Raw genomic sequence first — 21,539 nt, forward strand, 5'->3', positions numbered from 1 at the left:
AACTTAAGGGGTTCACTTCACAAAAATGAATTTTGAAGGCGTTTTATAATGAAAGCGTAAACTCTTAGTGTCCAGGAAGAAGCCAGGAAGTTCTTGATTTAACTAATTTTCAAAAGGATTTGATACAAAAACTTCTACCATTCAATATCTTCCGGATACTCCACAATTGATTTTATATTGGTTATTGAACAATTGTATTTTCTTGCCGCCTCCAGTACAGCAGTTTTAACTTCTTGATAATCCCTGCCCTCTTCGGCAATGCGTTTAGCCATTATCGTAATGTTTTTCAGACGTTTCTCCTTGTCCATGGCGATGAAATCACAATTGAGTTCATCTAAATATTGGGTTGCATAATTGGCGCACCAAGTATAATCTTTGTTCATTAGTTTCATAGTCCGGCTAAAGGATGCTTCAGAAATGGTTTCTTTTATACACTTCGCAATAGCTGCTTGAAACAATCTAACTTGAGCTATAGCAGGATCCCAGATATTCCGATACTCCAAAACTGGATTGTAGCTATTCTTTGCCTGTTTTTTGGCATAAAGTCTAACAAAATCATTGAGTGCCATTGTGACAAAAAGGAGTTCCGGCCACAATACGTTGAAGGCAAAATATACATTTTGGTCATTTGTAACGATGGATAAATGCTTCATCATATCTTGATGCAATCCGTTTCCAACAAACTCTACCTCACGGTTACCCATTAGTGAATGCCGTAAGTCGTAACAGACTGCCAGTACTCTTAGGCGGGCTCCCTCATAAGAAGGCAAATCGCCCTCCTCTCCTACAATCGTATGAAGTGCTTCATACAGCTCATCAAAATCCATATTGTCACCGAAAAAGGTAACACCAGTATAATTCGGAGTGTTTTTTAAATAAATCATTTTTAACCTCTACATTATTGATTTTCTTTTAATCAAACATAAATAACTGGAGCAGGCATTGTCAAACAACTATACAATGAAATTTTAACGTTTTAATGCATCTAAAATAAATAATTTATTTGATTTTCCCTAATTCATCTATAAAGTCCGATCTATTTTTATATAAACCCATTCGTTTATCTCTCAATCTATTTGTTAATGATTACTAGCAATTTTTTATATTTTTTTAGATTATGACATATCCCTTGATAATCTCTTCTAATCTCTTCGATTGGATGAAATGCTTACTGCAGATTTTATATATTGTAAAAAGGTTTACTTCTCGATCCCCCACTTTTGCATTTTGCGCATTAAGGTTGCATGGCTGATGTGTAATCGGACAGATGCTTTCCGAATGCTCCCCTCCATTTCAAGCGCCTGTCTAATCAGCCGGCTTTCAAACTCTCCCACTTGGGATTCCAATGATCCAGCCAACTCAGGCTTCGGTTGAATATTTATGGGTAGGTTACAGGGCATAATATATTCAGAAGTGGTACTTACACAAAGCCTTTCTACCAAATTCCTCAATTCTAGGATATTCCCAGGAAAAGGATAATTTTTTAAAATTTCTAACGTCTCATTTTTGAACCATTTCTTTATATTGGATATATACAACTACTGAACCGATGGATAAGCTTTTCTCAATCACGCCGATGTTTCCTATATCGCCCCTTATGACGAAACTGAACTTTCCACAAAGAAATTACAGGCAGCATTCCTTTATCCGTCCGGTGAAGTTGGTCGAGTTTGCGGCACTTTATTCAGAACCGAGTACCACAATTATTCTACCGACGCTTTCAATCGATAAGAACAACTGGAAAAAAGACCTGAAGAAAATGCCTGAGCTGAGGTTAGCGGAGCGACTTTTTTACATCGGAAGCAACAGTCGCGCTGGATTTCTATGGATGATTTACTAGGAATTAGAATGGATGGAGGAGCATACAGTTCGTACTCCACTGGCTTTGTATGATAACCAAAAAAAAATCACAGCGCTTCTTCCCTGTGAGAATCCAAATGTCAAGGTGACACCTGAGTTACGAGAAAAGGGAGACCCTGTATATAATCTTCACATAAAAGTTCATGCTACTGTGACGCAGTTGAATGTTCAGATGACAACAAAACAACTTAAAGCAGAAGCTACGGCAAAAATCGAGGATGAGATTCGCTCAACGTTTGCGACAGGGATGGAAAATAATGTTGACGTGTATCACTTAGAAGAGAAAATGTTTCGTAGTCGCTATGCAGACTGGAAGCAGTTGACACGGAAAAATGCATTTCCACTTACGAACAAGTCTCTTGGAAACATCCAAATGGAGGTTGAGATTAGAGATTAAGGGAAATAAAATTTAACTTTATTAAGGACGTTATTGTCTAACAGTTAACTTTCCCTCTAATGATCGGATTAACTCGATTTATCCATTCTTCTTTGTTCAGTGTCAGTGTCTTTCTAGTTTTCTCTTTGATTTTCAGTCGAAAGTCATTAATTGAGTCTTTCTTTGGTGTAACTTGAAAAACTGGTTTGTTATCCTTCTTTCCTGTTTCCCAGTGATGAAAAGTAAACCCAAGACAGTCGAAGTCATCAGTTTTAAAATTAACTACTCTAGTTTTCTCTTTTGAAATTTCTAAACCTAATTCTCTCAACTTATCCTTAGTTAGCATCGGATATTCGGAAATAGATCAACGAAATGTTGAATCCCAAAAATATAAAGCCGTTGGCGATTAGTACAATTAACCGTCGTCTCAATTCCTTAAGAAGTTATTATTCATGGGCACTAAAAAATAACGAGTTACATCAAAATCCCATGTTGGATATCCAGGATCTAAAATCGGCTGATGAGGATTCCGAAAAGATCATGTGTCTAACAAAAGAGGAATTCGAAAATTTACTCTATATAATAAGGAAGAAACTCGTCAAAAGTCTAGGAGTGAATCCAGAGGAAAAGTATCGTCGTGATCAAGCCATTATCTACATATGACATATGCAGGATTACGATTAAATGAATTATCTAATTTAAAATTAACGGCTTTGACCTGGAGTTAAAACGAATTCGTGTAGTCGGTAAAGGAAGTAAAGTAAGAACGATCCCCATTTCTAATACGCTGCTTGCTGAAATCAAGGATTGATTAACCTTTCGAGCATAAATGGCTAATCAGAAACCAAATGTGACGGACTCTCCATATGTATTTTACAGCCAAAAATCTCCTAAAATCACTGTCCGTGAGATTCAAACAATGATTGAAAGCTATAGCTTACCAAAGAAAAAGCTAACACCACATATGTTCCGGCATACGTTTTGTAAATGGATGTTAAAGGATACGAATAATGATATTGAAAAGGTAAGAAGGCTAGCCGGCCACAGTAATATAGCTACTACAAGTAAGTATTTGAAGGATTCATATAATGATTTAGCAGATGCTGTTGATGCTTTATCAAATTTTTAAAAAATGAAGGTTAATAAAAAAGGTCCCTTACTACCGTAAAGGACCCTCCTTAGCTTTTTGTTGAAACGCACTTTTCTTTTATCGGTCATATACAAAATTACTCTTTTTAAAAGCCTTATTTTAATAAATGCTCAAAAAAAGGTGAGCTTTAAATGATTAGTTAATAGAATATTACTCGTTATTTCATTACTTTAGAGAACTTTTTATTATCTACTACTGCCAATAAATTGCTAATGAGGCTCTTAACAAATGATAAAGTCATTTCGTCAGTCAATTGACCATTTTCATCAATTGTTAAATGAACCTGTGGAATTAGAACCTCTGGCCGATTAATCGGATCCATATTAATTTTTAGTAGTATATCGCGTAAATGTGATTGAGCACGAACTGTCCCTAATCTTCCCATCGATGCTCCCATGATAGCGACAGGTTTATAAGCCGATGGATAACCAACAACTGGACGAGATAACCAATCTAGAGCATTTTTTAATGCTCCTGGAATCGAGGAATTAAATTCCGGCGTAGCAATTATAAACCCATCCCCTGATCTGACTAAATTGGCAAGCTGAATAACAGTTTCCGGAGGATTTACTTCCAAATCCTCGTTATAATTTGGTATTCCAGAGATATCAGCAAATGTATATTGTATTTCGCTTGGTATCATATTTACTGCATGATCTAGTAGTATTTTATTGTAGGATGCCTTTCTTAAACTTCCGCAGAATCCGACAATATGTGCTTTTTGGGTTGACATGATAAACCTCCATGAAATATTTATCTATTAATTACATCTTAGTGCGTGCGGACCAAAGCTCAGGAAAAAGACGAATTGTCGCGTTTTGTTCCAACCAACTCGATGCTGGCTCCTTATAATAAGCAAGTTTTTGCCCATGTGTTCGCCGAGTTAACATGAGATGGAGATGTTGCCAGGTTTCATATTCCTGTGCCAGATCCATCATTACTTCCGCCAGGTCTCGTAAATCGAGATAAGTTTCGCTTCCACTGTATACACGAACCCAGCTATCTTCAACTTCCGGAATTGATTCGTTGGTGAAGTGAAATGACGAGATAATTGAAGTATCCGGAATTGCAAACCCACGTCGATTTAAAAGAGATAATACATCGTCATACAAGCTTGGTGCATGGAGCATCTGTTGTAGCTCACTATAAATCTCCGGGGTGTTTGCTAGTGGTTCCAACGACTTTTCAGATTTTTTGCCTAGAAGAAACATTAATGCACGAAACATAAACGAGTGCACTGAAGATGAACGGCCTCGTCCTAAATTCTGCTTTATCGGGATCCATTCTTGCGGCTGCATACCTCTTGTAATCTCATAAGAAGCGTTCATTGCTTTGAAAATCGCAATTGCCCTTCGTAACGTATGAGTAGCTGTATAAACATCATCATGTTGAAGGTGATGCTGCGCAAGACGGACCTCATGGCAGACAGCTCCTACATACAATTCACCGACTTGACAGGTAATCAAGAACGCCATCTCATATGGACTCTCACTAATTAATTCCTGTTGGGATAAAAGGATCTGTGGGCGAACGTATTCATTATAGCCATTACCCCCTTGCAAGGATTTAAGGACTCCAATAAAAGGCCTTAGATCTTTATGATTCCTACCCATGTTTAATCACCTTACCCTTAGCTTTTTCACGCAAAAATAGTATACAAACTGTCCCAAGTAATCCACTTATAGAAAAAATATAGAAGTACCAAGAAAGATCTACATTCCAGCTTATTAGCATTCCCCCAAGCAGAGGACCACAAACTGCCCCTATTCTGCCAAATCCGTGAGCCCATCCCAATGCGGTAGCATGATTATCTGCAGGATAAAATGTTTGAATGTAAGAATTCATCAAAATTACACCACCGTAACTCCCAAAACCTGCAATACCAACTAGGATGAATAATAATACGATTGAGAATTTAATACTTAACAGTATTATGCTTATACTTGCAAGGAAAAAAGAAATACTTATAACACGTTTAGCTCCCCATCGATCTGCAATAACACCAGCAAGAACCGGGCCAATCGCCGCAAAGGCGTTAAGAGCTACTAAAAATGCCAGGCTTGCCCCCATCGGGTAGCCAGATTCACGCATGATTTTTGGAAGCCATGTATTCAGGCCATAAATCATCAAAAAACCCATGAAAAAAGTAATCCAAAAAAGTAGCGTTGATCGAATATTTTCGCGTTTAAATAGATTTGTAACGGACTGCAATTTTCTCTTTTCTTTAATTTTTGAATATTCAGAATATTTATTGTGCCCAAATTCCTCCGTAGAAAGACCATAGCGTGCAATAATCTCCTCTGCTGCCGTATGTCTATTTTTGGACCTAAGGAAAATAATTGACTCAGGTAAAAATTTAATAATAATTGGCACTACCAAAATCGGTAAAAAACCGATATAGAACAGGAAACGCCATCCATGTTCTTGTAATAAAAAAATAGCAAGAAATGCCCCTGCAACCCCACCTATAGAATACCCAGAGTACATCAACGCATAAATAAATGATTTTCGCTTAGCTGGGGAATATTCTATGGTAATAGCTGTTGCCGTTGGAACCACTCCCCCTAATCCTATTCCACCGATAAAACGATAAAACCCAAATAATTCAGGATTAGGAGCCATGGCACACAAAATCATTGTAATGCAAAATAACGATATGCATATGATCAAAGACCATTTACGTCCAATAAGGTCGGTCAATGTGCCAATTATTACTGCGCCGAGTATCATGCCCACAAGTACGTAACTTCCAATCGCGCCGGCCTGGATAGCAGTCATTGACCACTGCTTATCTTCCAGTAATGCAGGTAGTACAGCCCCATATATCCCCAAATCATAACCTTCAGTAAAAATACTAAACCAACAAATGGCGAAAATAAGCCAAGTTATTCCTTTATTACTAGATGTTTTTAAGTCCCTCAATTCTTGGGTAGGGGCATCAATACTAGATTCCATTGTTGAAATGTATACCTTGTTACTCAATTTTAACCCTCCTTTATAGTCGGTATTTACAAGCTTTAATAAATACTTTCAAACTATAGAACACATACATTTAAGTTAGCCATTTCTAAACATACATCAGCCAATGAAAAATCCTCTTTTCTCAAGAGTCTGTTTCAGCTCATTCCTTAAACTGGCCGCAGGTGAGATGGTTTCAGGTCGGTTGCAACGGCGTGCTGTGTGCTCGCACCATCCATATAAAATTTGATCATCATCCACCACATTGCCTAGTATGCTAATACGCCGACCATCATACGTTCGGCGTGAAGCCATCAGTTCGTCATACTCCAAAAGTCCCTTTTCAAGGTGTCCTGTTGAATAGCGCTCATGGTGAACTAAAACATTCTCGGGGAGTCGGGGTTTTATTCCCCTCCTTGCACCTTCTTGCTCATAACCTACTGCTAAACCCGCAACTGCAAAAACTCTTTCTGGAAGCCCTAATAGGTTTGAAAATTCTTCTACATTATTTCTTACAGCACCAACAGGAACAGTTGCTAGTCCCAATGATTCTGCAGCAATCGTTGCATTTTGTAAAGCCAATGCTGAATCAACAACTGCTGTTATAAACATTTCGAGATTATCTCCAAGAAATTCATAATTCTGCCGTTCAGTTACATACTTAACTCGGTATAGATCTGCGCAAAATGCTAGGAATACTGGGGCTTCTCGAATAAAATTTTGATTACCTGCAAGACTCGCCAGTTTATCCTTCTGCTCTTTATTTGTTACTATAATGATACTATAGGTGTGCAGGTTGGATGAAGTTGATGCACTGCGTGCAGAAGTTAATATTGCTTTTAAAGTTCCCTCAGGAAGCTTATCTACTTTAAATCTTCGAATTGACTCGTGAGAATTTAAAATTCCGAGAGTCTGGTTATTGATGTCGGAAGGCAATTTTATACCTTCTAAATCGAATCTGCTTTTAATTTTTTTAGACAACAAACTAAATACCCCCTGAACCAACTCAATGTAAATCGATACATTATACATCGTTTGACAATATCGAACATTATGACAGCGTATTGTAGAAATTTTAATTAATTATTTACATGGTACAAAAACAAGGCAAATCAATTCTTTTACTTGTTCTACGGAACGACTATAGACTTTAATACTATTCTTTTGTTTGATTCATTTACTAATAAATTAAAACACCACCAAATAACTTTTATTTTTTAGTTTCTATATGAAAATATCTGTTTTTAACCTATAACAAAACAACTCCCTTCGATGTTATTTTTTCTGAAAATTTATAAATTTATAATATTTTGTCCATTTGCATTTTTAAGTTTATAATACGATATGAGATAAGTAAAATTGATTTAATTGATTTTAAAATTAACTTTTTTTATAGTAATAATTTATAGGATATATTGTCTTAGTTCGACTTTATATAGTGAGGTTAATTTCTAGAATTTAAAGGAACATAGTAGTTGAATGAGGTGTATGATATGGATATTGATCATCTAAAAACATTTGTTAGTGTTGTTGAACTAAAAAGTTATTCAAAAACCGCACTTGTTCAACATATCTCACAACCAACTGTAAGTGCCCGAATCCAGTCTTTAGAAGACGAAATTGAACAAAAGTTATTATATAGACATGGGAAAGAAATACAACTTACTCCGGCTGGAAATTACTTTTACAATAGTGTACAAAAAATTATACAAACCAGCGATGAAATAAAGATGGGCCTTAAAGAATATGTTTCAGATTATGAATATTCTATAGGTACAACCCTATTTCTATGCAATTATTACTTATCAGAATTTATTCCGGAACTCCGAGAAATTCATAATGACATTTCATTAAACATTCGGACCGTTACCCAATCGCACCAATTAATCGAATTATTTACTAAAGGCATTATAGATGTTGCAATTCTATCAGCTCATAGCTTTCCAAATTACAGTAACCAAAAATCACAAAGCGTAGAATTGCTTTGGAAAGAAAAAATTGCCCTTGTTGTATCACCAAACCATCCACTTGTTGGAAGTGTACTTGATTCATGCCACTGCCTATCCAAATATCCTTTAGCATTACTTAGGACAGATGCTAATCATTACTGCCATCAATTAATTGAATTATGCATGGAAGAGAATGTTATTCTTAAACCTGAAGTTGCAACTGATAGCTTTGAAGTAGCAAAAAGATTGGCTAAAAGTGGAGAACTAATTTCATTCTTGCCATATGGTTGTGTCGAACATGAAATTAAAAATGGCCAATTGGTTGAAATTCCATACAATTTTTCTAGAGATTTATCAGCTAATATTTATCTTTTTTACCGTACAGATAAAAACAACAAAATTTTTAATTCCTTATATACATTATTACAGAAGAGAAAGTGATTCCAGTAAATTGCTGTAATGTAATGTCAGCAATTTTACCGATTTTTAAGTGCGTCTATGCAGGGAACAGGTGCATGAGCAGAAAGACAGTGATCTTATACCTAGGGAGGTCTGTAAGAACCGCCATGAACACATGGTAAGAGAAACTGTCAGGAACCGTTGAACATGTGAATCGGCAAAGGTTATAGTGCCTATTTAAAGAACGCTCAAACTGGAAAGGACTGACCGATATATCAGGGATGAATCAACCTCTTTCGTTTATATGTATAAAAAGCAGAATTCCGAAAGGGACTGCTCTAGGCGAAAAAAGATGAAGCCCTGGGGGACTACTAAAGTGGGAGGAGCCGACAGTTGTTAGTTATGTTTGAAGGAGCCCCATTTATTAGCCCCTTAGAACATGGGGTCTGTGTAGCAATGGAACCAAATCACGCAATAAGCATTAGCGAACATTAGGAATCCTATATTTTAGAGCACACATAGGATTCCTTTTTAATTTATTCTGTTAAGTTATCTGGTTCATAAATTAAAGTACGTAATTGTCCATCTCTGATTTCCTCAGGAAGTATAAACGAATAACGCCCAACTATGTTGATATGTTCATGTCCAAGTGGGGCCACAAAATGAAAGTAAAGTACAAAGACGGCAGCATATACCACGGTTTAGTTGATTTCCCTTATCAAGAAGGCGACTACGTAACGATTGTTGTCAGGTATTGGACGGTTAAGGAAGAAGCAGAAGATATTTATTATCATGGCCATATAACACAATTAGAAGACGAAAGGGTAGGTTTTTGGGCCGTTTTAGATGATGACCATGATCAGGAAGAATTTTTTCACTTTGGAGATATAGAGGCAGTATTTGATGGAGATAAAATCCACTTTCTTGGTTGATGGACCAAACGAAGAGAATAGTTGCAAACGTAGAACAACACGAAACAGAATAATTTCACACCTTTTAGTGAAAATTATGTGAATTGTCAAGAATAATCTTGTTCGGTGTTACAATCCATCCTTGATAGCTTCAAGGATGGATATTTATATGACTGTATTTAAACTCTAAACCGTTTCAATTATGTTATCTAAGTCATCAATATCGACCTTACCAGGTCTTTTTGTATCTAGAAATTGAACTTTTTCAACAGGTGTATTTGCTAATTTAAATAGAGCCACCTCGATTACGAAATCGTGAGCCACTCAATTTCAAAACTGCCCATCTTTTTTGTCCTAAGTAGTTACTAACAATGTCCCAAGAGAATGGTTCTCTCGGGACATTAATATTTTTGATCGTAACATAAAATCCACTTATTTTATTTTTTCAATGTAATAGTCTTTGCTTCAGTATAAAAATCAAAGCTGTGACGGCCACCTTCACGTCCGATTCCACTTGCTTTTGCGCCGCCAAATGGTGTCCTAAGGTCACGGACGTACCAGCAATTCACCCATAATAAACCTGAGTGAATTTGTGAGGTCACACGATGGCCGCGTCTTAAATCATTTGTCCAAACGACACCAGCAAGGCCATAGATGGAATCATTGGCAATTTGGATCGCTTCTTCTTCCGTTTTAAATGGAATAACTACCGGAACAGGTCCGAAGATTTCTTCCTGGGCAACTCTCATTTTATTATTTACATCATATAGAACGGTCGGCTCATAGAAGTTTCCATCAGACAGTTCTGTAATTCTTTTACCACCATAAGCAAGTTTAGCACCTTCTGCAAGGCCGATTTGCACATATTCATCTACAGATTGCAAATGTCCTTTTGACACAAGTGCACCCATATCGGTTGCTTCATCGGTTGGATCGCCAACTTTAATTTTCTTAACGGCTGCTACAAACTTATCTAAAAAATGATCGTAGACACTTTCTTGAACAAGAATTCGGGAACCGGCTAAACAAATTTCGCCTTGGTTGCGGAAAATCGCTTCAATCGAACCGGCAACTGCTTCATCCAAATCGGCATCTTCAAAAACGATATTAGCGGATTTCCCCCCCAACTCCAATGAAACAGGGATTAAATTTTCAGATGCATTCCGCATAACGGTTTTACCTGTATTGGATTCTCCAACGAAAGAGATTCTCCGAACGGATGGATGAGAAGCCATAACGGTACCAACTGTACCGCCAGGGCCGGTGATGATATTCAACACGCCAGGAGGCAGTCCCGCTTCATTGGCAATCTCTCCAAGCAACACAGCACTTAATGGTGTATAGGATGCCGGTTTAATGACGACAGTATTTCCCGCTGCCAATGCGGCAGAAGCTTTCCATGTCATTTGCATAAACGGCAGATTCCATGGGATGATCAAACTGGTCACACCCGCTGGCGCATATTGTACATAAGACATATGGCCGCTCATGTCAAAGTGCTCATGAACCATATATTTCGCCATTTCGGCAAAGAAACGGAAATTTGATGCAGCGCGCGGAATATCGAACCCGCGGCTTTCCTTAATCGGCTTTCCGACGTCTAATGTTTCGACTAAAGCTAATCTATCAACATTTTCCATGATTAAATCGGCCATTCTGCAAAGGATTTTCGATCTTTCCTCAACAGGCATATTGCTCCAAACCCCGCTCGCAAAAGTGCGCTGTGCCACTTCTATCGCAAGATTGGCATCCTCCACTCCGCCATTGGCAACTGAAGCATGCTTTCTATTTGTCGCCGGATTATAGGAATCAAATGTTTCCCCTGAAAGTGCGTATCGGTATTCTCCATCTATAAAAAGTTTAGCATCTTGAATAATGATATTTTCTGCAGTTAACCCTTTCGACACATTTACTCCTCCTCTATCTCAATAACCATTTCAATTTCTATAGCTGTATTGTTTGGCAATTGTGCCATGCCAACTGCTGAGCGGCCGTGCTTCCCTTTTTCGCCAAACACCTTCATGATCAGGTCAGATGCGCCGTTCATGACCTTCGGCTGGTCGGTAAATTCTTCCGTACTGTTGACCATTCCGAGTACCTTGACGAACTGCTTTACTTTGCTTAGTTCACCAATTTCATTTTTCACAACACTTAAAAGGTTTAACATTGACTGTTGTGCAGCTAAATAGCCTTCTTCTACCGTTAAATCCCGGCCCAATTTCCCGTGGTACTGGTCGACACCTTGACCTGCGGTAAAAATTAGATTTCCCGTTCTAACACAACCCACATAGTCTCCGTGTGCAGGCCGTAATGCCGGTAATTCCAGCCCTAATTCAGCCAGCTTTTCTTCTGGTGTACTCATGATTTAACCTCTTCCTTTACTTTTACATTTAAAAAGGCAAGTGCATTTTTTCCTAAAATCGCCTGTTTTTGTTCTTCTGATAGTTCAAGAGTATCATCCACTACTTTTCCAGGAGGAATCTCTCTTAGTAAAAATGGATAATCGGATCCCATGACAATTTTTTCATGGCCGAAACGTTCTACTAAATATTTAATGTTTAATGGATCGTAGTTTAGTGAGTCAAAGTAAAAGTTTTTCGCATAATGGCTTGGCGGCTTGCTGATAACGCGCAAGTGCGGCCATACCTTCCAGCCTTGATCAAGACGCGGAAGGATATATGGGAAAGACCCTCCACCATGGGCGAAACAAACTTTTAGTTTAGGGAATTTCTCCATTACACCGCCGCAGATTAAGCTAGCGGCAGCAAGAGCTGTTTCACTAGGCATGCCTACCGTGTACATAAAATTATGGCGCGGCATCCGTTCTCTGCCTAATGTTTCCCATGGGTGAACAAACAACGGTACCTCCCATTTTTCAGCCGCTTCGAAAAACTTCGTAAATGCCGGATCATCGAGATTTTTCCCGTTCACATTTGTTCCGATTTCAATTCCTTTTAAGCCAAGCTCATGAATGCACCGATCCATTTCACGAATGGAGGTTTCCACATCCTGCAGTGGCACTGTACCCAGACCAATGAAGCGGTCTGGATACATATTCACGGTTTCTGCAATAAAATCATTTTGGATTTTTGACATTTCTTCCGCAGCTTTCGGATCCGCGCAATAAGAGAATGTAACCGGAATAGGTGACAATACCTGAATATCTACCCCTTCTTCATCCATATCCTTGATTCTCTTATCAGGATCCCATACCTGGTCCGTTACTTCACGGAACACCTTACCATCTACCATAATATTGGCACCACAGGAGCAGGTCTTCTCAAGTGTCGGCCAGCGTTCGCCTCCAAATTTTTCCTTAAAGTTTGGAATATCTTCTGGGATGATGTGTGTATGAAAATCTACTCTCATTTCCACAAACCTACTTCTTCGGACATTACATGACCGCATTTTTCACAAGTGCGAAGATCTTTGCTGCAGTTGAATTCTTCAATGGCTCCTTTTACTTGTATTTCAATATCTGTTAATTGAACAGTATTACGGTGCATTTCTTGATCACAGTTATCACAGAACCAAACGAAATCCTCTAGTTCTCCTTCTTCGCGCTTGCGTTCAATAACAAGGCCGTAAGTGTCTGCAACACGGTGCGGAGAATGTGGCACGTTTGCAGGAAGCATAAATACTTCTCCTTCTTTAACAGTTACAACTTCACGCTTTCCGTTATTAATAACCTCAACATAGCAATCACCTTTAATTTGGTAGAAGAATTCATCGGAAGGATCCACATGGAAATCTCGGCGTCTGTTCGGTCCGCCAAGAATCATACAGATAAACTCGGAATCTTCCCAAAGAACTTTATTATTTACAGGCGGCTTCAACTGATCCTTATTTTCTTCAATCCATTTTAATAAATTAAACGCTTTCAACTCGGTCAAAGTCGCTTTTGCCATTTTATTATTCCTCCATTTTTTTATTCTATTTTTTATTAGTAAACTGCAAGATAGGAATCTTGGAATTTACTAATTTCTAATATAAATAATAGTGAATAAGTAGGTTTTAAAAAATCGAGTTTTTTCACCATGTGAAATTCGTTGAATTTTTTAAAGATTTTTTATTAATAATTAATAACCAATTTATCAGAACGATTTTTAACTGCAATCTTACCTTTATTGAGCGCATAAAAAAAAGAGCTTAAGCTCTTCAGATTGTCGAGAAAGGGGTATTTTTTCTCGGCAATTTTTTATTATTCCGGATCTAGGGCCCGAAATTAATAGCTTTCTTCTGAATAAAAAAGATTGCCTTCCACTTAACCCATCTTGGCTAAGTGTGTGGCAATCTTTTTCATGGTCTGGCAAGCCGCAGTAAGAGCTTTAAATCCCCAAATTGATTTTCATTGCGGCCATAGGATATTCTTTTAACATCTCTTTCTTCTGAAATACTCATTATAATCTACCCCTTTCAATACCTCTTATACAACAAGCGTACGTTTATTGCTATAGTTCTCATAATCCTTATTAAACACTATTTCCTCGAGGATCTCCACGAGTCGATACACTTCCTCATATAAAACATAGAGTGGTTTTTCCATTCAAATTTCTTTATCCATATCTAAAAATACTCTTCTAGCCTCTAACACAACCCTTTGCCCTTCCGGAGTTTGGATTAGCTGTTTTTCCCTCTCTGTTAAAATTCCACAGAGAATATAGACGATTGTATCCCCGATAAATCTGACTTCCGTATTTCTTGGGCCCTTGTCGCTGCATTTTTTACATAATTATTGATAAAGCTGAGAAACTCTGCTTCACATGCTTTTGAGTCTTTATATTTCATCAATCATAACACCTCTTAATTTTCCCCCATTAAAAAATACCTCTTAAATTTCAATATATCCCAGCTCTTTTGAAATAGATTGTGCGGTGCTTTTTAAACTGCGGATAATCATATCACGATTGCTGTCCTGCATATAGGACGGAGGGCCGACTAAATTAACCGCTGCTATAATTTCGCCTGAATAGGAGAAGATTGGTGCTGCCACTCCATACATGTCATCTGAATTTTCACTATTACTGATCGAATAGCCTTTTTTGCGGATCTCAGAAAGCTCCTTTTTCAATTGATTAATATCTGTAATAGTATTAGGCCCCTCATATGACAAGCCCCTGTTTATCGTCTCCTGCAAATAAACAGAATTGTAAGCCAACAGGATTTTTCCGGAGCTAGTCGCATAAGCCGGTTTCCTAGACCCAATATAGGTCTGAATCGGAGTAGATTCCTCTGATGATACCCTTAACACAAAAACAACCGTCCCTTTGTCGAACATGGCAATATGGACAGTTCCTTTAAATCTAAGAATCAACTCTTTTACTATAGGCATTGCCTTTTCATACACATCCTGCTGAAACATCACATGATTATTCCATTCAAGGACTCTCCAGCCAAGCCGATATTTTTTCTTATTATCTTTCATCAATACACCTTCATCACACAATGTCGTGACGATATGGTGTGCCGTACTAACATGCAGCCCTAATTTTTCAGCGATTGTGCCAATCCCTAATACAGGTTCTTCATTAGAAAAACAGCTGATAATTTGGCATGCCTTTTTCACGGACTCAATCATAGTAGATTCGCCCCTTCAAAGAAGATCTTAAAGTGATAGAACAAATAACAAAATAGCTAGAATTATATTAAACTTATTATAAGAAACTCTCTTTGCATAAGCAAGGTAACCTTTATGTATGGAAATCAATAATTTTCAAAATTAACTAAAAATAAGTTGACTTTACCTATTGTGTTTACTTTATAATAGAAATATCAATATTTGAGAATGGCATTCGATATTATCGAACAAAGGAATATTCCTCGATTCCTCTTTATGATATGGGGTGAAAAAATGCCAGTTATTCAGATGACACTTGTGCAAGGCCGAGATAATGAAGCGATAGAAACCTGTATCAAAAATGTAGCCAGAACTGTAGCAGAGAGCCTAAATGCACCGATTGAATCAGTACGGGTTATAGTAAATGAAGTTCCTGCAAACCGCTTTGCCGTTGGTACCCTACTAAAAAGTGAAAAATGAAAAGGAGAGAATACATGTGACTGTTCAATCTAGTAAAAAAACGGAAGAATTAGCTTTCCTCCTCCGTAATGCGGAAAAAAAAAGAGAAGGAATATCCCCGCTGTCAGCTGACACTACTGATTTAACCATTGATGAAGCTTATAAAATCCAACTGATCAACATCCGGGAAAAGCTGAATCAAGGGCAAGTCATTACAGGGAAAAAAATCGGTCTTACCTCAAAGGCCATGCAGGATTTGCTTGGGGTAGACCAGCCTGATTACGGCCACCTTCTAAATAGCATGGAATATGAAAACGGTTCCGTTATTCCTGCAAATATCCTTTGTCAGCCTAAAATTGAGGCAGAAATTGCCTTTAAGCTGAAAAAGGATTTAACAGGCCCTAATATCACGTCCTTTGATGTGCTCTTGGCAACAGAATATATTGTCCCTGCTTTTGAAATTGTCGATAGCCGCGTCCAAGACTGGAAGATTACCATTGAGGACACTGTTGCCGATAATGCCTCTTCCGGCCTATATGTCCTTGGAGAGCAAAAATTTGAAGTTTCAGAGGCAGACCTTGCCCAATTAGGTATGGGCTTATATAAAAATGGAAAATTGGTCAATACCGGTGTGGGTTCAGCAGCCCTTGGACATCCTGCCAATTGTGTGGCATGGCTCGCAACAAAACTAGCAGAATATGATATTCCATTAAAGGCTGGGGAAATCATCCTTTCAGGTGCCCTATCCGCAGCAGTCGCCATCAACCCTGGAGACCAATTTACTGCCCGATTCGCAGGGTTAGGAGAGGTATCAGTTAGCTTTAAGTAAGACGTGTTCGGATAATGAAAACTATTAATGAGGTGAAAACAGTGGAAGCAACAAAAATACATTCCCTTGCTGAATTTCTGCATCAAGCAGAGCTGGATAAAAGAGAGGTAACTAGAATTACTGCAGAAAATCCAGAGCTGACGGTAGAGGATGCATATAAAATTCAAGATGAAATCATCAAAATCAAACTGGAAGCAGGCCAAAGCATTTTCGGTCCAAAAATGGGTCTGACAAGTGAAGCTAAAATGACCCAAATGAATGTTAAAGAGCCAATCTTCGGGTATGTGTTTGATTATATGAAAGTTCAAAACGGCGGCAGCATCTCTATCAGCCAATTGATTCATCCGAAAGTAGAGGCAGAACTGGCCTTTGTTTTAAAGAAAGACTTAGAAGGAGAAAATCTATCGGTTGAAGACGTCTTAGATGCAACCGAATACATTTTCCCTGCCTTAGAAATCATCGACAGCCGGTATGAAAACTTTAAGTTCACTCTTCCTGACGTGATTGCAGACAATACGTCCGCTTCAAGAGTTGTTCTCGGGGACAGCTTACGAAAACCTCATGATTTCCAGTCGGATTTAGTCGGGGCAACTATATATATTAACGGGGAAGCAAAGGCATTTGGAACCAGCTGTGCCATTCTAGGACATCCGGCACTATCAATTTCTACGCTGGCAGCCATGCTCAGCCGAAAAGGCAAATCCTTAAAAGCCGGTGACATTATCCTTGCAGGCGCCCTCACCGAAGCCATCAGATTTAACAAAGGCGACTTCATTTCCGTCAAATTTGACGGTATGAACGATGTAACCTTCCATGCTGTAGAGTAGTTTCTTCCTATAGACAGTATAACCAGCGAAACTTTTAAAACTGGGTATACTGTCTTTATTTTATTTGGAGATTTTACTCACGGCGCAGGACTTACTAAGGTTTTGAGATATTAATTTGTGAATATAGCAACAGTAAAAAGGCACAGCTAAGATCAATTGCTGGCTGTGCCTTTTTACGCTCAAAACATCCAATTGTCAGCTTTAGGATTCTTCCCTCCTGCATTATTTCTCCTTTAAAGCATCATTTTTTGCCCTTATGTCCAGCCGAGAAGCGGGGCCGCTTGTTCCCGTTTGCCCTGTAAAATAAGTTCTCTAATTCTAGTGGAAGAAATCTTATCTCCATCCATGCTGCAAATCGGATTGATAGACTGGACCGGGAAATGTTCTTTTAATAAATGAACATCTCCCACACGTTTATGGCCGAAGCGAAAATCATCACCAACGAAAATTCTTACAGGATTCAATAACGATAACTCTTCAATAAAATCCTCGGCTGTTCGCTGCAGGTATTTTTCATTAAACTTTGCAAGAACGATATGTTCTACCCCTAAATCACTAATCAGTTGAATCTTTTTCTCAGGAGTTGTCAATACTTGCGCCCCTTGAAAATAAGAACGTGGGGGTGGATAAAATGTATACACGACATTCTGTACACCTTCTAAATGGCTGTTTTTTACCATTTCACGGAGTACAGCCTGATGACCCCGATGTACTCCATCGAAGGCACCAATAGCAACAACTGATCTAGGTAATTGAAGACTGTCAGTTTGATGGACTTCCAATGGATTACTCCTCATCATGGTGTTTTTTTACACATTTTGCACTTTGGTCTTATATTCCTCGGACATAAGCAGAGATTCTTCCAATGCCCGTTCTACGCGGGGATAGGAAGGATTGTTTTTCTTATGCACATTATAGAACATTCCCATTTTACGGACAGGGTCGCCCGAATAATAACGTTCATATTGTAATAACCTTTGCCCAAATGCCTCTCCGCATAAATCCCATGCTAATTTGAATAAACGAACTCGTTTTTCCGAAGATACACCTGAACGGCCGACATAATATTTCTCCATGTTCTCCATTATTTCTGGGTTGACAAAATCTGCACCAGTTGGTGACATTAAAAGTCCGCCTGCGGCAACAGTCTGCAGAATTTCAATGGCTCTTGGGTACATTTTTGGAAGCAATCCGCGAATAGTTTCAAGTGGTACAATATTTGGTAAAACCTCACCATGGTCTGTAATTGTATATTCATACTCAGCAATTCGCGCCAAAGCTCGGATGGTCTCTACACCCTGAATCAGTTCAGATAATTGATTTTGTACATTCAAGAATCCATCTACACCAATGGCATCTGCTACAGAACAGGCCACATCTGTTACAAAGGAAAGCTTGCACAATCCTCTAACGGCAGACTGATGGGATGGCTGAAGGTTTACACCTGTTTTAGGATAAAGTAAATTTGCAGCTTCTACATTTTGATTAATAAACACTCGTTCCCATGGTACGAGGACATCATTAAATACTAAAATGGCATCCATTTCCTCAAAACGCGATGCTAATGGATGGTCCCAAGTAGAACGTTTTCCATCTTGCATCTCTTCGCGGCAATAAATACACAATCCAGGAGTGTCAAGTGGAAGTGCAAACGAAATCGCATACTTGTCATCGCCCGGCTTAAATCCCGGATAAGAATAAACGATTACTTCATCTGTAATAGGTGCAAGAGTTGCTAACATTTTAGCACCGCGTACAATTAAACCATCTTCCGTTTCTTTTACTACCCCAAGGTGAGTAAACTCATCATTTTGCTCAAACGAAGCCTTACTGCGGTCATTCTGTGGATTTACGATAGCATGCGTCAAGAACAAGTCATTATCTCTAATATAGCGGTAATAGTTAATGATATTATCGCCGTACTGTTCTCCATACTGACGGTAAAACCAATCGTTTGTTGCCATGGAGGTCACAACAATACTAAGGAAATCTGGTGTTCTGCCCATCAAGCCAAAAGTAGATTCAGCCCATACTTCAAACAGCTGCCGGCGTGCTTTAAGATCCTCCCCATTTCTTGGAATAAGATACCCATTATTCACCCGTTCGCCAGTCTCATCGCAAATATGTGTAATTTTATCTTGGTATTCAGGGTCATGCTGTAAATCAAACAACCTAGCAATTTCTTTAATTGGCTGTTCGAATACTGGATGGTTCACCACATCTGTGATTCTTTCGCCGCGAAGCCAGATCTCCGGTGTACGTGATTTTAATCCGTTAATATATTGTTCTCCTGTTCTGATACCCATTCGTTATTCCCTCCAAATTTCATAAAATTTCGCTAAATTTATTCTTCCTGTTTCGAAGTATTTGCGTTATAAAATTTCCTTAGACAGTTGGATCTGTTTCCTTTGTCACGAAACGGACAGAAAGCGCATTCATAAGACCTAAAAATAAATATTAACGTTTACAAACCTGTTAATCTTTAAGTCCTTCAATCCTCCAATCTTTACTATCTGTTTATCACAATACTAAAAAAAACAATTTACTTCGATCACAGGATTTAAAATAGTGAAATTTTTATGAAAATTTAGGGAATTTTTAAAAATCCAAACTTAAATAGAATTATCTTTTGGCATATTTCTTATTGGCACTTTTTAACTCAATATAGCCTAGCTCTCGGGAAATGGCTTTAGCAGTATTCACAACACTTCGAATAATGTGGTCACGATGAAGCCCATTCATATAGCTTATGGGGCCAACTAAATTAACGGAAGCAATCGTTTCCCCTGAATAAGAGAAAATTGGAGCGGCGATGGCATACGTGCGTGTATCATTTTCATTATCGCTTATGGCGTAACCTTGTTCGCGAACAGACTTCAAATCCCTCTCAAGCAGCTTAACATCGGTAATGGTATTCGGCCCTTGTCTTGTTAATCCTTTTTCGATTGTTTTTTGAAGATAAGCGTTATTGTAAGCAAGTAATGCTTTCCCTGCACTTGTACAATAGGCTGGCCTTCTTGCCCCGAGATACGTTGGAACAGAGTCTAAATCTTCGGAATTGATTCTTAACACATGGACTACATCTCCCTCATCAAACATGGAAATATGCGCTGTCCCTTTAAATCTCACTATTAATTCCTTTACTAATGGCATCGCTTTATCATAAAAATCTTGCTGAAACATCACATGATTATTCCATTCAAGTATCTTCCAGCCTAGTCTATACTTTTTGTCTACATCTCTCATTAAAACCCCCTCTTTGCAAAGGGTTGTAATAAGGTGATGTGTGGTACTTGTGCTTAATCCCAGCTTTTCTGCAATCTCTGCATTTCCTAACACAGGTTCATCCTGCGTAAAACAACTTAAAATTTGACATGCTCTACTTACTGAATTAATCAATATTAACTCACTCTCCTTAATTCAAACCTTCTTAAATAAATAGTAGGGAATCAACATTTCGTAAAATTCAAAAAAATCGCATTATAATCATAAAATAGAATATCTCTCATTACAAATATTAATATAGTAGAAACTTACATTTCTTTTTCCTTATCAAAAAAATTTCATGAAATTTCATAATGTTGAACGTGGAGGCTTAAATTTTCAAATATTCTGTTTATGATAGTAAACATACGATCCATTTTAAAAGAAAAGGAGAATGAATACATGCAAAAAGAAACGAATCAAGATTTATTCAAACAAATTATGGGAAACTACCCCACAGGAGTAACAATCGTAACAACCAAAAAAGAAGATGGAACACCAGTGGGGCTTACAGTAAATTCATTTGCTTCTGTTTCGCTTGATCCACTATTGGTTTTATGGTCTATAGATCACAGATCTTCCTTACTTGAGGAATTTAAAGAAAGTGGGAAATTTGCTATTCATGTATTGGCAGAAGAACAGGTAGAACTTTGTAAAACTTTTGCAACTAAACACTCTGACCGTTTTAGTACATGCGATTGGAAACTTTCGAGCAATGGATTGCCTATTATTGACGGTGTTCTTGGGGTATTTGAATGTAAAACATTTAAAGCCATTGAAGCAGGGGATCATACAGTAATCATTGGAGAAGTGACAGACCTTCAGATCAATAAAGAGAAAGATCCAATGTTGTATCACCATAGAACTTTCGGCCCTATCCCTAAAGAGTTTTATCGTCCAAAACAGTCTGTGTAGAGGATCTTTATTTAAGATCGCCCCCATACATGTATAATAGAAAAAAGCCAACGACCTTCATATAGGTGGTTGGCTTCCCTTGTTA

Annotated in this window: 24 protein-coding genes and 1 pseudogene; 8 read left to right on the plus strand and 17 right to left on the minus strand. The window is 38.1% G+C overall.

The window, feature by feature from the left end:
* Window positions 1–134 precede the first annotated feature (134 nt).
* Together ABES02_RS26280 and ABES02_RS26285 are read right to left on the minus strand one after the other, a co-directional pair.
* Window positions 135–884, minus strand: a complete 750-nt coding sequence (locus tag ABES02_RS26280) for a DUF6904 family protein (RefSeq protein ID WP_430140717.1) — start codon at window positions 882–884, stop codon at window positions 135–137.
* Window positions 885–1,199: 315 nt separating this feature from the next.
* Window positions 1,200–1,400, minus strand: a complete 201-nt coding sequence (locus ABES02_RS26285) for a helix-turn-helix domain-containing protein (protein ID WP_430140755.1) — start codon at window positions 1,398–1,400, stop codon at window positions 1,200–1,202.
* A 452-nt stretch (window positions 1,401–1,852) separates the two neighbouring features.
* Between ABES02_RS26285 and ABES02_RS26290 the strand changes: the two genes are divergently transcribed.
* Together ABES02_RS26290 and ABES02_RS26295 are read left to right on the plus strand one after the other, a co-directional pair.
* Window positions 1,853–2,257 (plus strand): Ger(x)C family spore germination C-terminal domain-containing protein, encoded by a 405-nt coding sequence (locus ABES02_RS26290; RefSeq protein ID WP_430140718.1) that lies wholly within the window; start codon window positions 1,853–1,855, stop codon window positions 2,255–2,257.
* Window positions 2,258–2,599: 342 nt separating this feature from the next.
* Window positions 2,600–3,365 (plus strand): annotated as a pseudogene (locus ABES02_RS26295) (tyrosine-type recombinase/integrase); the annotation flags it as partial.
* 178 nt (window positions 3,366–3,543) lie between these two features.
* On the opposite strand, the gene ABES02_RS26300 reads toward ABES02_RS26295, so the two are convergent.
* The 4 genes from ABES02_RS26300 to ABES02_RS26315 all read right to left on the minus strand — a co-directional run bounded on the left by ABES02_RS26300 (window position 3,544) and on the right by ABES02_RS26315 (window position 7,328).
* Window positions 3,544–4,119 carry an NADPH-dependent FMN reductase gene (locus ABES02_RS26300; RefSeq protein ID WP_430140719.1) on the minus strand — a complete coding sequence of 192 codons (576 nt, stop codon included), beginning with the start codon at window positions 4,117–4,119 and terminating at the stop codon, window positions 3,544–3,546.
* Between the two features lie 31 nt (window positions 4,120–4,150).
* Window positions 4,151–4,999 (minus strand): tryptophan 2,3-dioxygenase family protein, encoded by an 849-nt coding sequence (locus ABES02_RS26305; protein ID WP_430140720.1) that lies wholly within the window; start codon window positions 4,997–4,999, stop codon window positions 4,151–4,153.
* A complete protein-coding gene (locus ABES02_RS26310) occupies window positions 4,992–6,341 on the minus strand; it encodes an MFS transporter (protein ID WP_430140756.1) in 1,350 nt (449 codons plus the stop codon). The genes ABES02_RS26305 and ABES02_RS26310 overlap by 8 nt, the downstream gene beginning before the upstream one ends.
* Before the next feature lie 123 nt (window positions 6,342–6,464).
* Window positions 6,465–7,328 (minus strand): nitroreductase family protein, encoded by an 864-nt coding sequence (locus tag ABES02_RS26315; RefSeq protein WP_430140721.1) that lies wholly within the window; start codon window positions 7,326–7,328, stop codon window positions 6,465–6,467.
* A 509-nt stretch (window positions 7,329–7,837) separates the two neighbouring features.
* On the opposite strand from ABES02_RS26315, the gene ABES02_RS26320 reads away from it, so the two are divergent.
* Both ABES02_RS26320 and ABES02_RS26325 read left to right on the plus strand, forming a co-directional pair.
* Complete coding sequence (locus ABES02_RS26320; RefSeq protein WP_430140722.1) at window positions 7,838–8,734, plus strand: LysR family transcriptional regulator; 897 nt, start codon at window positions 7,838–7,840, stop codon at window positions 8,732–8,734.
* A 620-nt stretch (window positions 8,735–9,354) separates the two neighbouring features.
* On the plus strand, window positions 9,355–9,624 hold the full coding sequence (locus tag ABES02_RS26325; RefSeq protein WP_430140723.1) for a hypothetical protein: 270 nt from the start codon (window positions 9,355–9,357) through the stop codon (window positions 9,622–9,624).
* Window positions 9,625–9,789: 165 nt separating this feature from the next.
* Here the strand turns inward: ABES02_RS26325 and ABES02_RS26330 are convergent, their stop codons facing one another.
* From ABES02_RS26330 to ABES02_RS26365, 8 genes are all read right to left on the minus strand, one after another.
* Window positions 9,790–9,927 (minus strand): hypothetical protein, encoded by a 138-nt coding sequence (locus ABES02_RS26330; protein ID WP_180247614.1) that lies wholly within the window; start codon window positions 9,925–9,927, stop codon window positions 9,790–9,792.
* 113 nt (window positions 9,928–10,040) lie between these two features.
* Window positions 10,041–11,510 (minus strand): aldehyde dehydrogenase, encoded by a 1,470-nt coding sequence (locus tag ABES02_RS26335; RefSeq protein ID WP_430140724.1) that lies wholly within the window; start codon window positions 11,508–11,510, stop codon window positions 10,041–10,043.
* 2 nt (window positions 11,511–11,512) lie between these two features.
* The gene (locus ABES02_RS26340; protein ID WP_045515049.1) at window positions 11,513–11,965 is read right to left on the minus strand and encodes a RidA family protein; all 453 of its coding nucleotides are present in this window, start codon (window positions 11,963–11,965) and stop codon (window positions 11,513–11,515) included.
* Window positions 11,962–12,972, minus strand: coding sequence for an amidohydrolase family protein (locus ABES02_RS26345; RefSeq protein ID WP_430140725.1), 1,011 nt, complete (start codon window positions 12,970–12,972; stop codon window positions 11,962–11,964). The genes ABES02_RS26340 and ABES02_RS26345 overlap by 4 nt, the downstream gene beginning before the upstream one ends.
* Window positions 12,969–13,511 carry a 3-hydroxyanthranilate 3,4-dioxygenase gene (locus tag ABES02_RS26350; protein WP_430140726.1) on the minus strand — a complete coding sequence of 181 codons (543 nt, stop codon included), beginning with the start codon at window positions 13,509–13,511 and terminating at the stop codon, window positions 12,969–12,971. Before ABES02_RS26350 ends, ABES02_RS26345 begins: the two co-directional genes overlap by 4 nt.
* A gap of 638 nt (window positions 13,512–14,149) precedes the next feature.
* A complete protein-coding gene (locus tag ABES02_RS26355; protein ID WP_430140757.1) occupies window positions 14,150–14,284 on the minus strand; it encodes a Na-translocating system protein MpsC family protein in 135 nt (44 codons plus the stop codon).
* Window positions 14,245–14,391: a hypothetical protein gene (locus tag ABES02_RS26360; RefSeq protein WP_430140727.1), complete on the minus strand. Its 147-nt coding sequence runs from the start codon at window positions 14,389–14,391 to the stop codon at window positions 14,245–14,247. The genes ABES02_RS26355 and ABES02_RS26360 overlap by 40 nt, the downstream gene beginning before the upstream one ends.
* Window positions 14,392–14,434: 43 nt before the next feature.
* The gene (locus ABES02_RS26365) at window positions 14,435–15,181 is read right to left on the minus strand and encodes an IclR family transcriptional regulator (RefSeq protein WP_430140728.1); all 747 of its coding nucleotides are present in this window, start codon (window positions 15,179–15,181) and stop codon (window positions 14,435–14,437) included.
* 273 nt (window positions 15,182–15,454) lie between these two features.
* Here ABES02_RS26365 and ABES02_RS26370 point away from each other — a divergent pair, with 273 nt between their 5' ends.
* From ABES02_RS26370 to ABES02_RS26380, 3 genes are read left to right on the plus strand one after another with little or no spacing between them, the layout of a single operon-like run.
* Window positions 15,455–15,640, plus strand: a complete 186-nt coding sequence (locus ABES02_RS26370; RefSeq protein WP_430140729.1) for a tautomerase family protein — start codon at window positions 15,455–15,457, stop codon at window positions 15,638–15,640.
* A gap of 16 nt (window positions 15,641–15,656) precedes the next feature.
* Window positions 15,657–16,448 (plus strand): 2-keto-4-pentenoate hydratase, encoded by a 792-nt coding sequence (locus tag ABES02_RS26375; protein ID WP_430140730.1) that lies wholly within the window; start codon window positions 15,657–15,659, stop codon window positions 16,446–16,448.
* A gap of 41 nt (window positions 16,449–16,489) precedes the next feature.
* Window positions 16,490–17,275, plus strand: coding sequence for a 2-keto-4-pentenoate hydratase (locus ABES02_RS26380; RefSeq protein ID WP_430140758.1), 786 nt, complete (start codon window positions 16,490–16,492; stop codon window positions 17,273–17,275).
* A gap of 254 nt (window positions 17,276–17,529) precedes the next feature.
* On the opposite strand, the gene ABES02_RS26385 is transcribed toward ABES02_RS26380, so the two are convergent.
* The 3 genes from ABES02_RS26385 to ABES02_RS26395 form a co-directional block, all read right to left on the minus strand.
* On the minus strand, window positions 17,530–18,057 hold the full coding sequence (locus ABES02_RS26385) for an FAD synthetase (RefSeq protein ID WP_430140731.1): 528 nt from the start codon (window positions 18,055–18,057) through the stop codon (window positions 17,530–17,532).
* A 27-nt stretch (window positions 18,058–18,084) separates the two neighbouring features.
* Entirely contained in the window at window positions 18,085–19,581 is a 1,497-nt protein-coding gene (locus ABES02_RS26390) for a 4-hydroxyphenylacetate 3-hydroxylase family protein (RefSeq protein ID WP_430140732.1), read from the minus strand.
* Between the two features lie 316 nt (window positions 19,582–19,897).
* A complete protein-coding gene (locus tag ABES02_RS26395) occupies window positions 19,898–20,674 on the minus strand; it encodes an IclR family transcriptional regulator (protein WP_430140733.1) in 777 nt (258 codons plus the stop codon).
* Window positions 20,675–20,941: 267 nt separating this feature from the next.
* On the opposite strand from ABES02_RS26395, the gene ABES02_RS26400 reads away from it, so the two are divergent.
* Window positions 20,942–21,454: a flavin reductase family protein gene (locus tag ABES02_RS26400; RefSeq protein WP_430140734.1), complete on the plus strand. Its 513-nt coding sequence runs from the start codon at window positions 20,942–20,944 to the stop codon at window positions 21,452–21,454.
* Window positions 21,455–21,539: the final 85 nt, after the last annotated feature.

Source organism: Neobacillus pocheonensis, assembly GCF_050477905.1.
In the GTDB taxonomy this organism is placed as follows: Bacteria; Bacillota; Bacilli; order Bacillales; family Cytobacillaceae; genus Neobacillus; species Neobacillus pocheonensis_A.

Bases quoted from the DNA above. Each gene is read 5' to 3' on its own strand.
- ABES02_RS26280 (WP_430140717.1), bottom strand. From the start codon at position 884: ATGATTTATTTAAAAAACACTCCGAATTATACTGGTGTTACCTTTTTC.
- ABES02_RS26285 (WP_430140755.1), bottom strand. From the start codon at position 1,400: ATGCCCTGTAACCTACCCATAAATATTCAACCGAAGCCTGAGTTGGCT.
- ABES02_RS26290 (WP_430140718.1), top strand. From the start codon at position 1,853: ATGGAGGAGCATACAGTTCGTACTCCACTGGCTTTGTATGATAACCAA.
- ABES02_RS26300 (WP_430140719.1), bottom strand. From the start codon at position 4,119: ATGTCAACCCAAAAAGCACATATTGTCGGATTCTGCGGAAGTTTAAGA.
- ABES02_RS26305 (WP_430140720.1), bottom strand. From the start codon at position 4,999: ATGGGTAGGAATCATAAAGATCTAAGGCCTTTTATTGGAGTCCTTAAA.
- ABES02_RS26310 (WP_430140756.1), bottom strand. From the start codon at position 6,341: ATGGAATCTAGTATTGATGCCCCTACCCAAGAATTGAGGGACTTAAAA.
- ABES02_RS26320 (WP_430140722.1), top strand. From the start codon at position 7,838: ATGGATATTGATCATCTAAAAACATTTGTTAGTGTTGTTGAACTAAAA.
- ABES02_RS26325 (WP_430140723.1), top strand. From the start codon at position 9,355: ATGAAAGTAAAGTACAAAGACGGCAGCATATACCACGGTTTAGTTGAT.
- ABES02_RS26340 (WP_045515049.1), bottom strand. From the start codon at position 11,965: ATGAGTACACCAGAAGAAAAGCTGGCTGAATTAGGGCTGGAATTACCG.
- ABES02_RS26345 (WP_430140725.1), bottom strand. From the start codon at position 12,972: ATGAGAGTAGATTTTCATACACACATCATCCCAGAAGATATTCCAAAC.
- ABES02_RS26350 (WP_430140726.1), bottom strand. From the start codon at position 13,511: ATGGCAAAAGCGACTTTGACCGAGTTGAAAGCGTTTAATTTATTAAAA.
- ABES02_RS26360 (WP_430140727.1), bottom strand. From the start codon at position 14,391: ATGAAATATAAAGACTCAAAAGCATGTGAAGCAGAGTTTCTCAGCTTT.
- ABES02_RS26365 (WP_430140728.1), bottom strand. From the start codon at position 15,181: ATGATTGAGTCCGTGAAAAAGGCATGCCAAATTATCAGCTGTTTTTCT.
- ABES02_RS26370 (WP_430140729.1), top strand. From the start codon at position 15,455: ATGCCAGTTATTCAGATGACACTTGTGCAAGGCCGAGATAATGAAGCG.
- ABES02_RS26390 (WP_430140732.1), bottom strand. From the start codon at position 19,581: ATGGGTATCAGAACAGGAGAACAATATATTAACGGATTAAAATCACGT.
- ABES02_RS26400 (WP_430140734.1), top strand. From the start codon at position 20,942: ATGCAAAAAGAAACGAATCAAGATTTATTCAAACAAATTATGGGAAAC.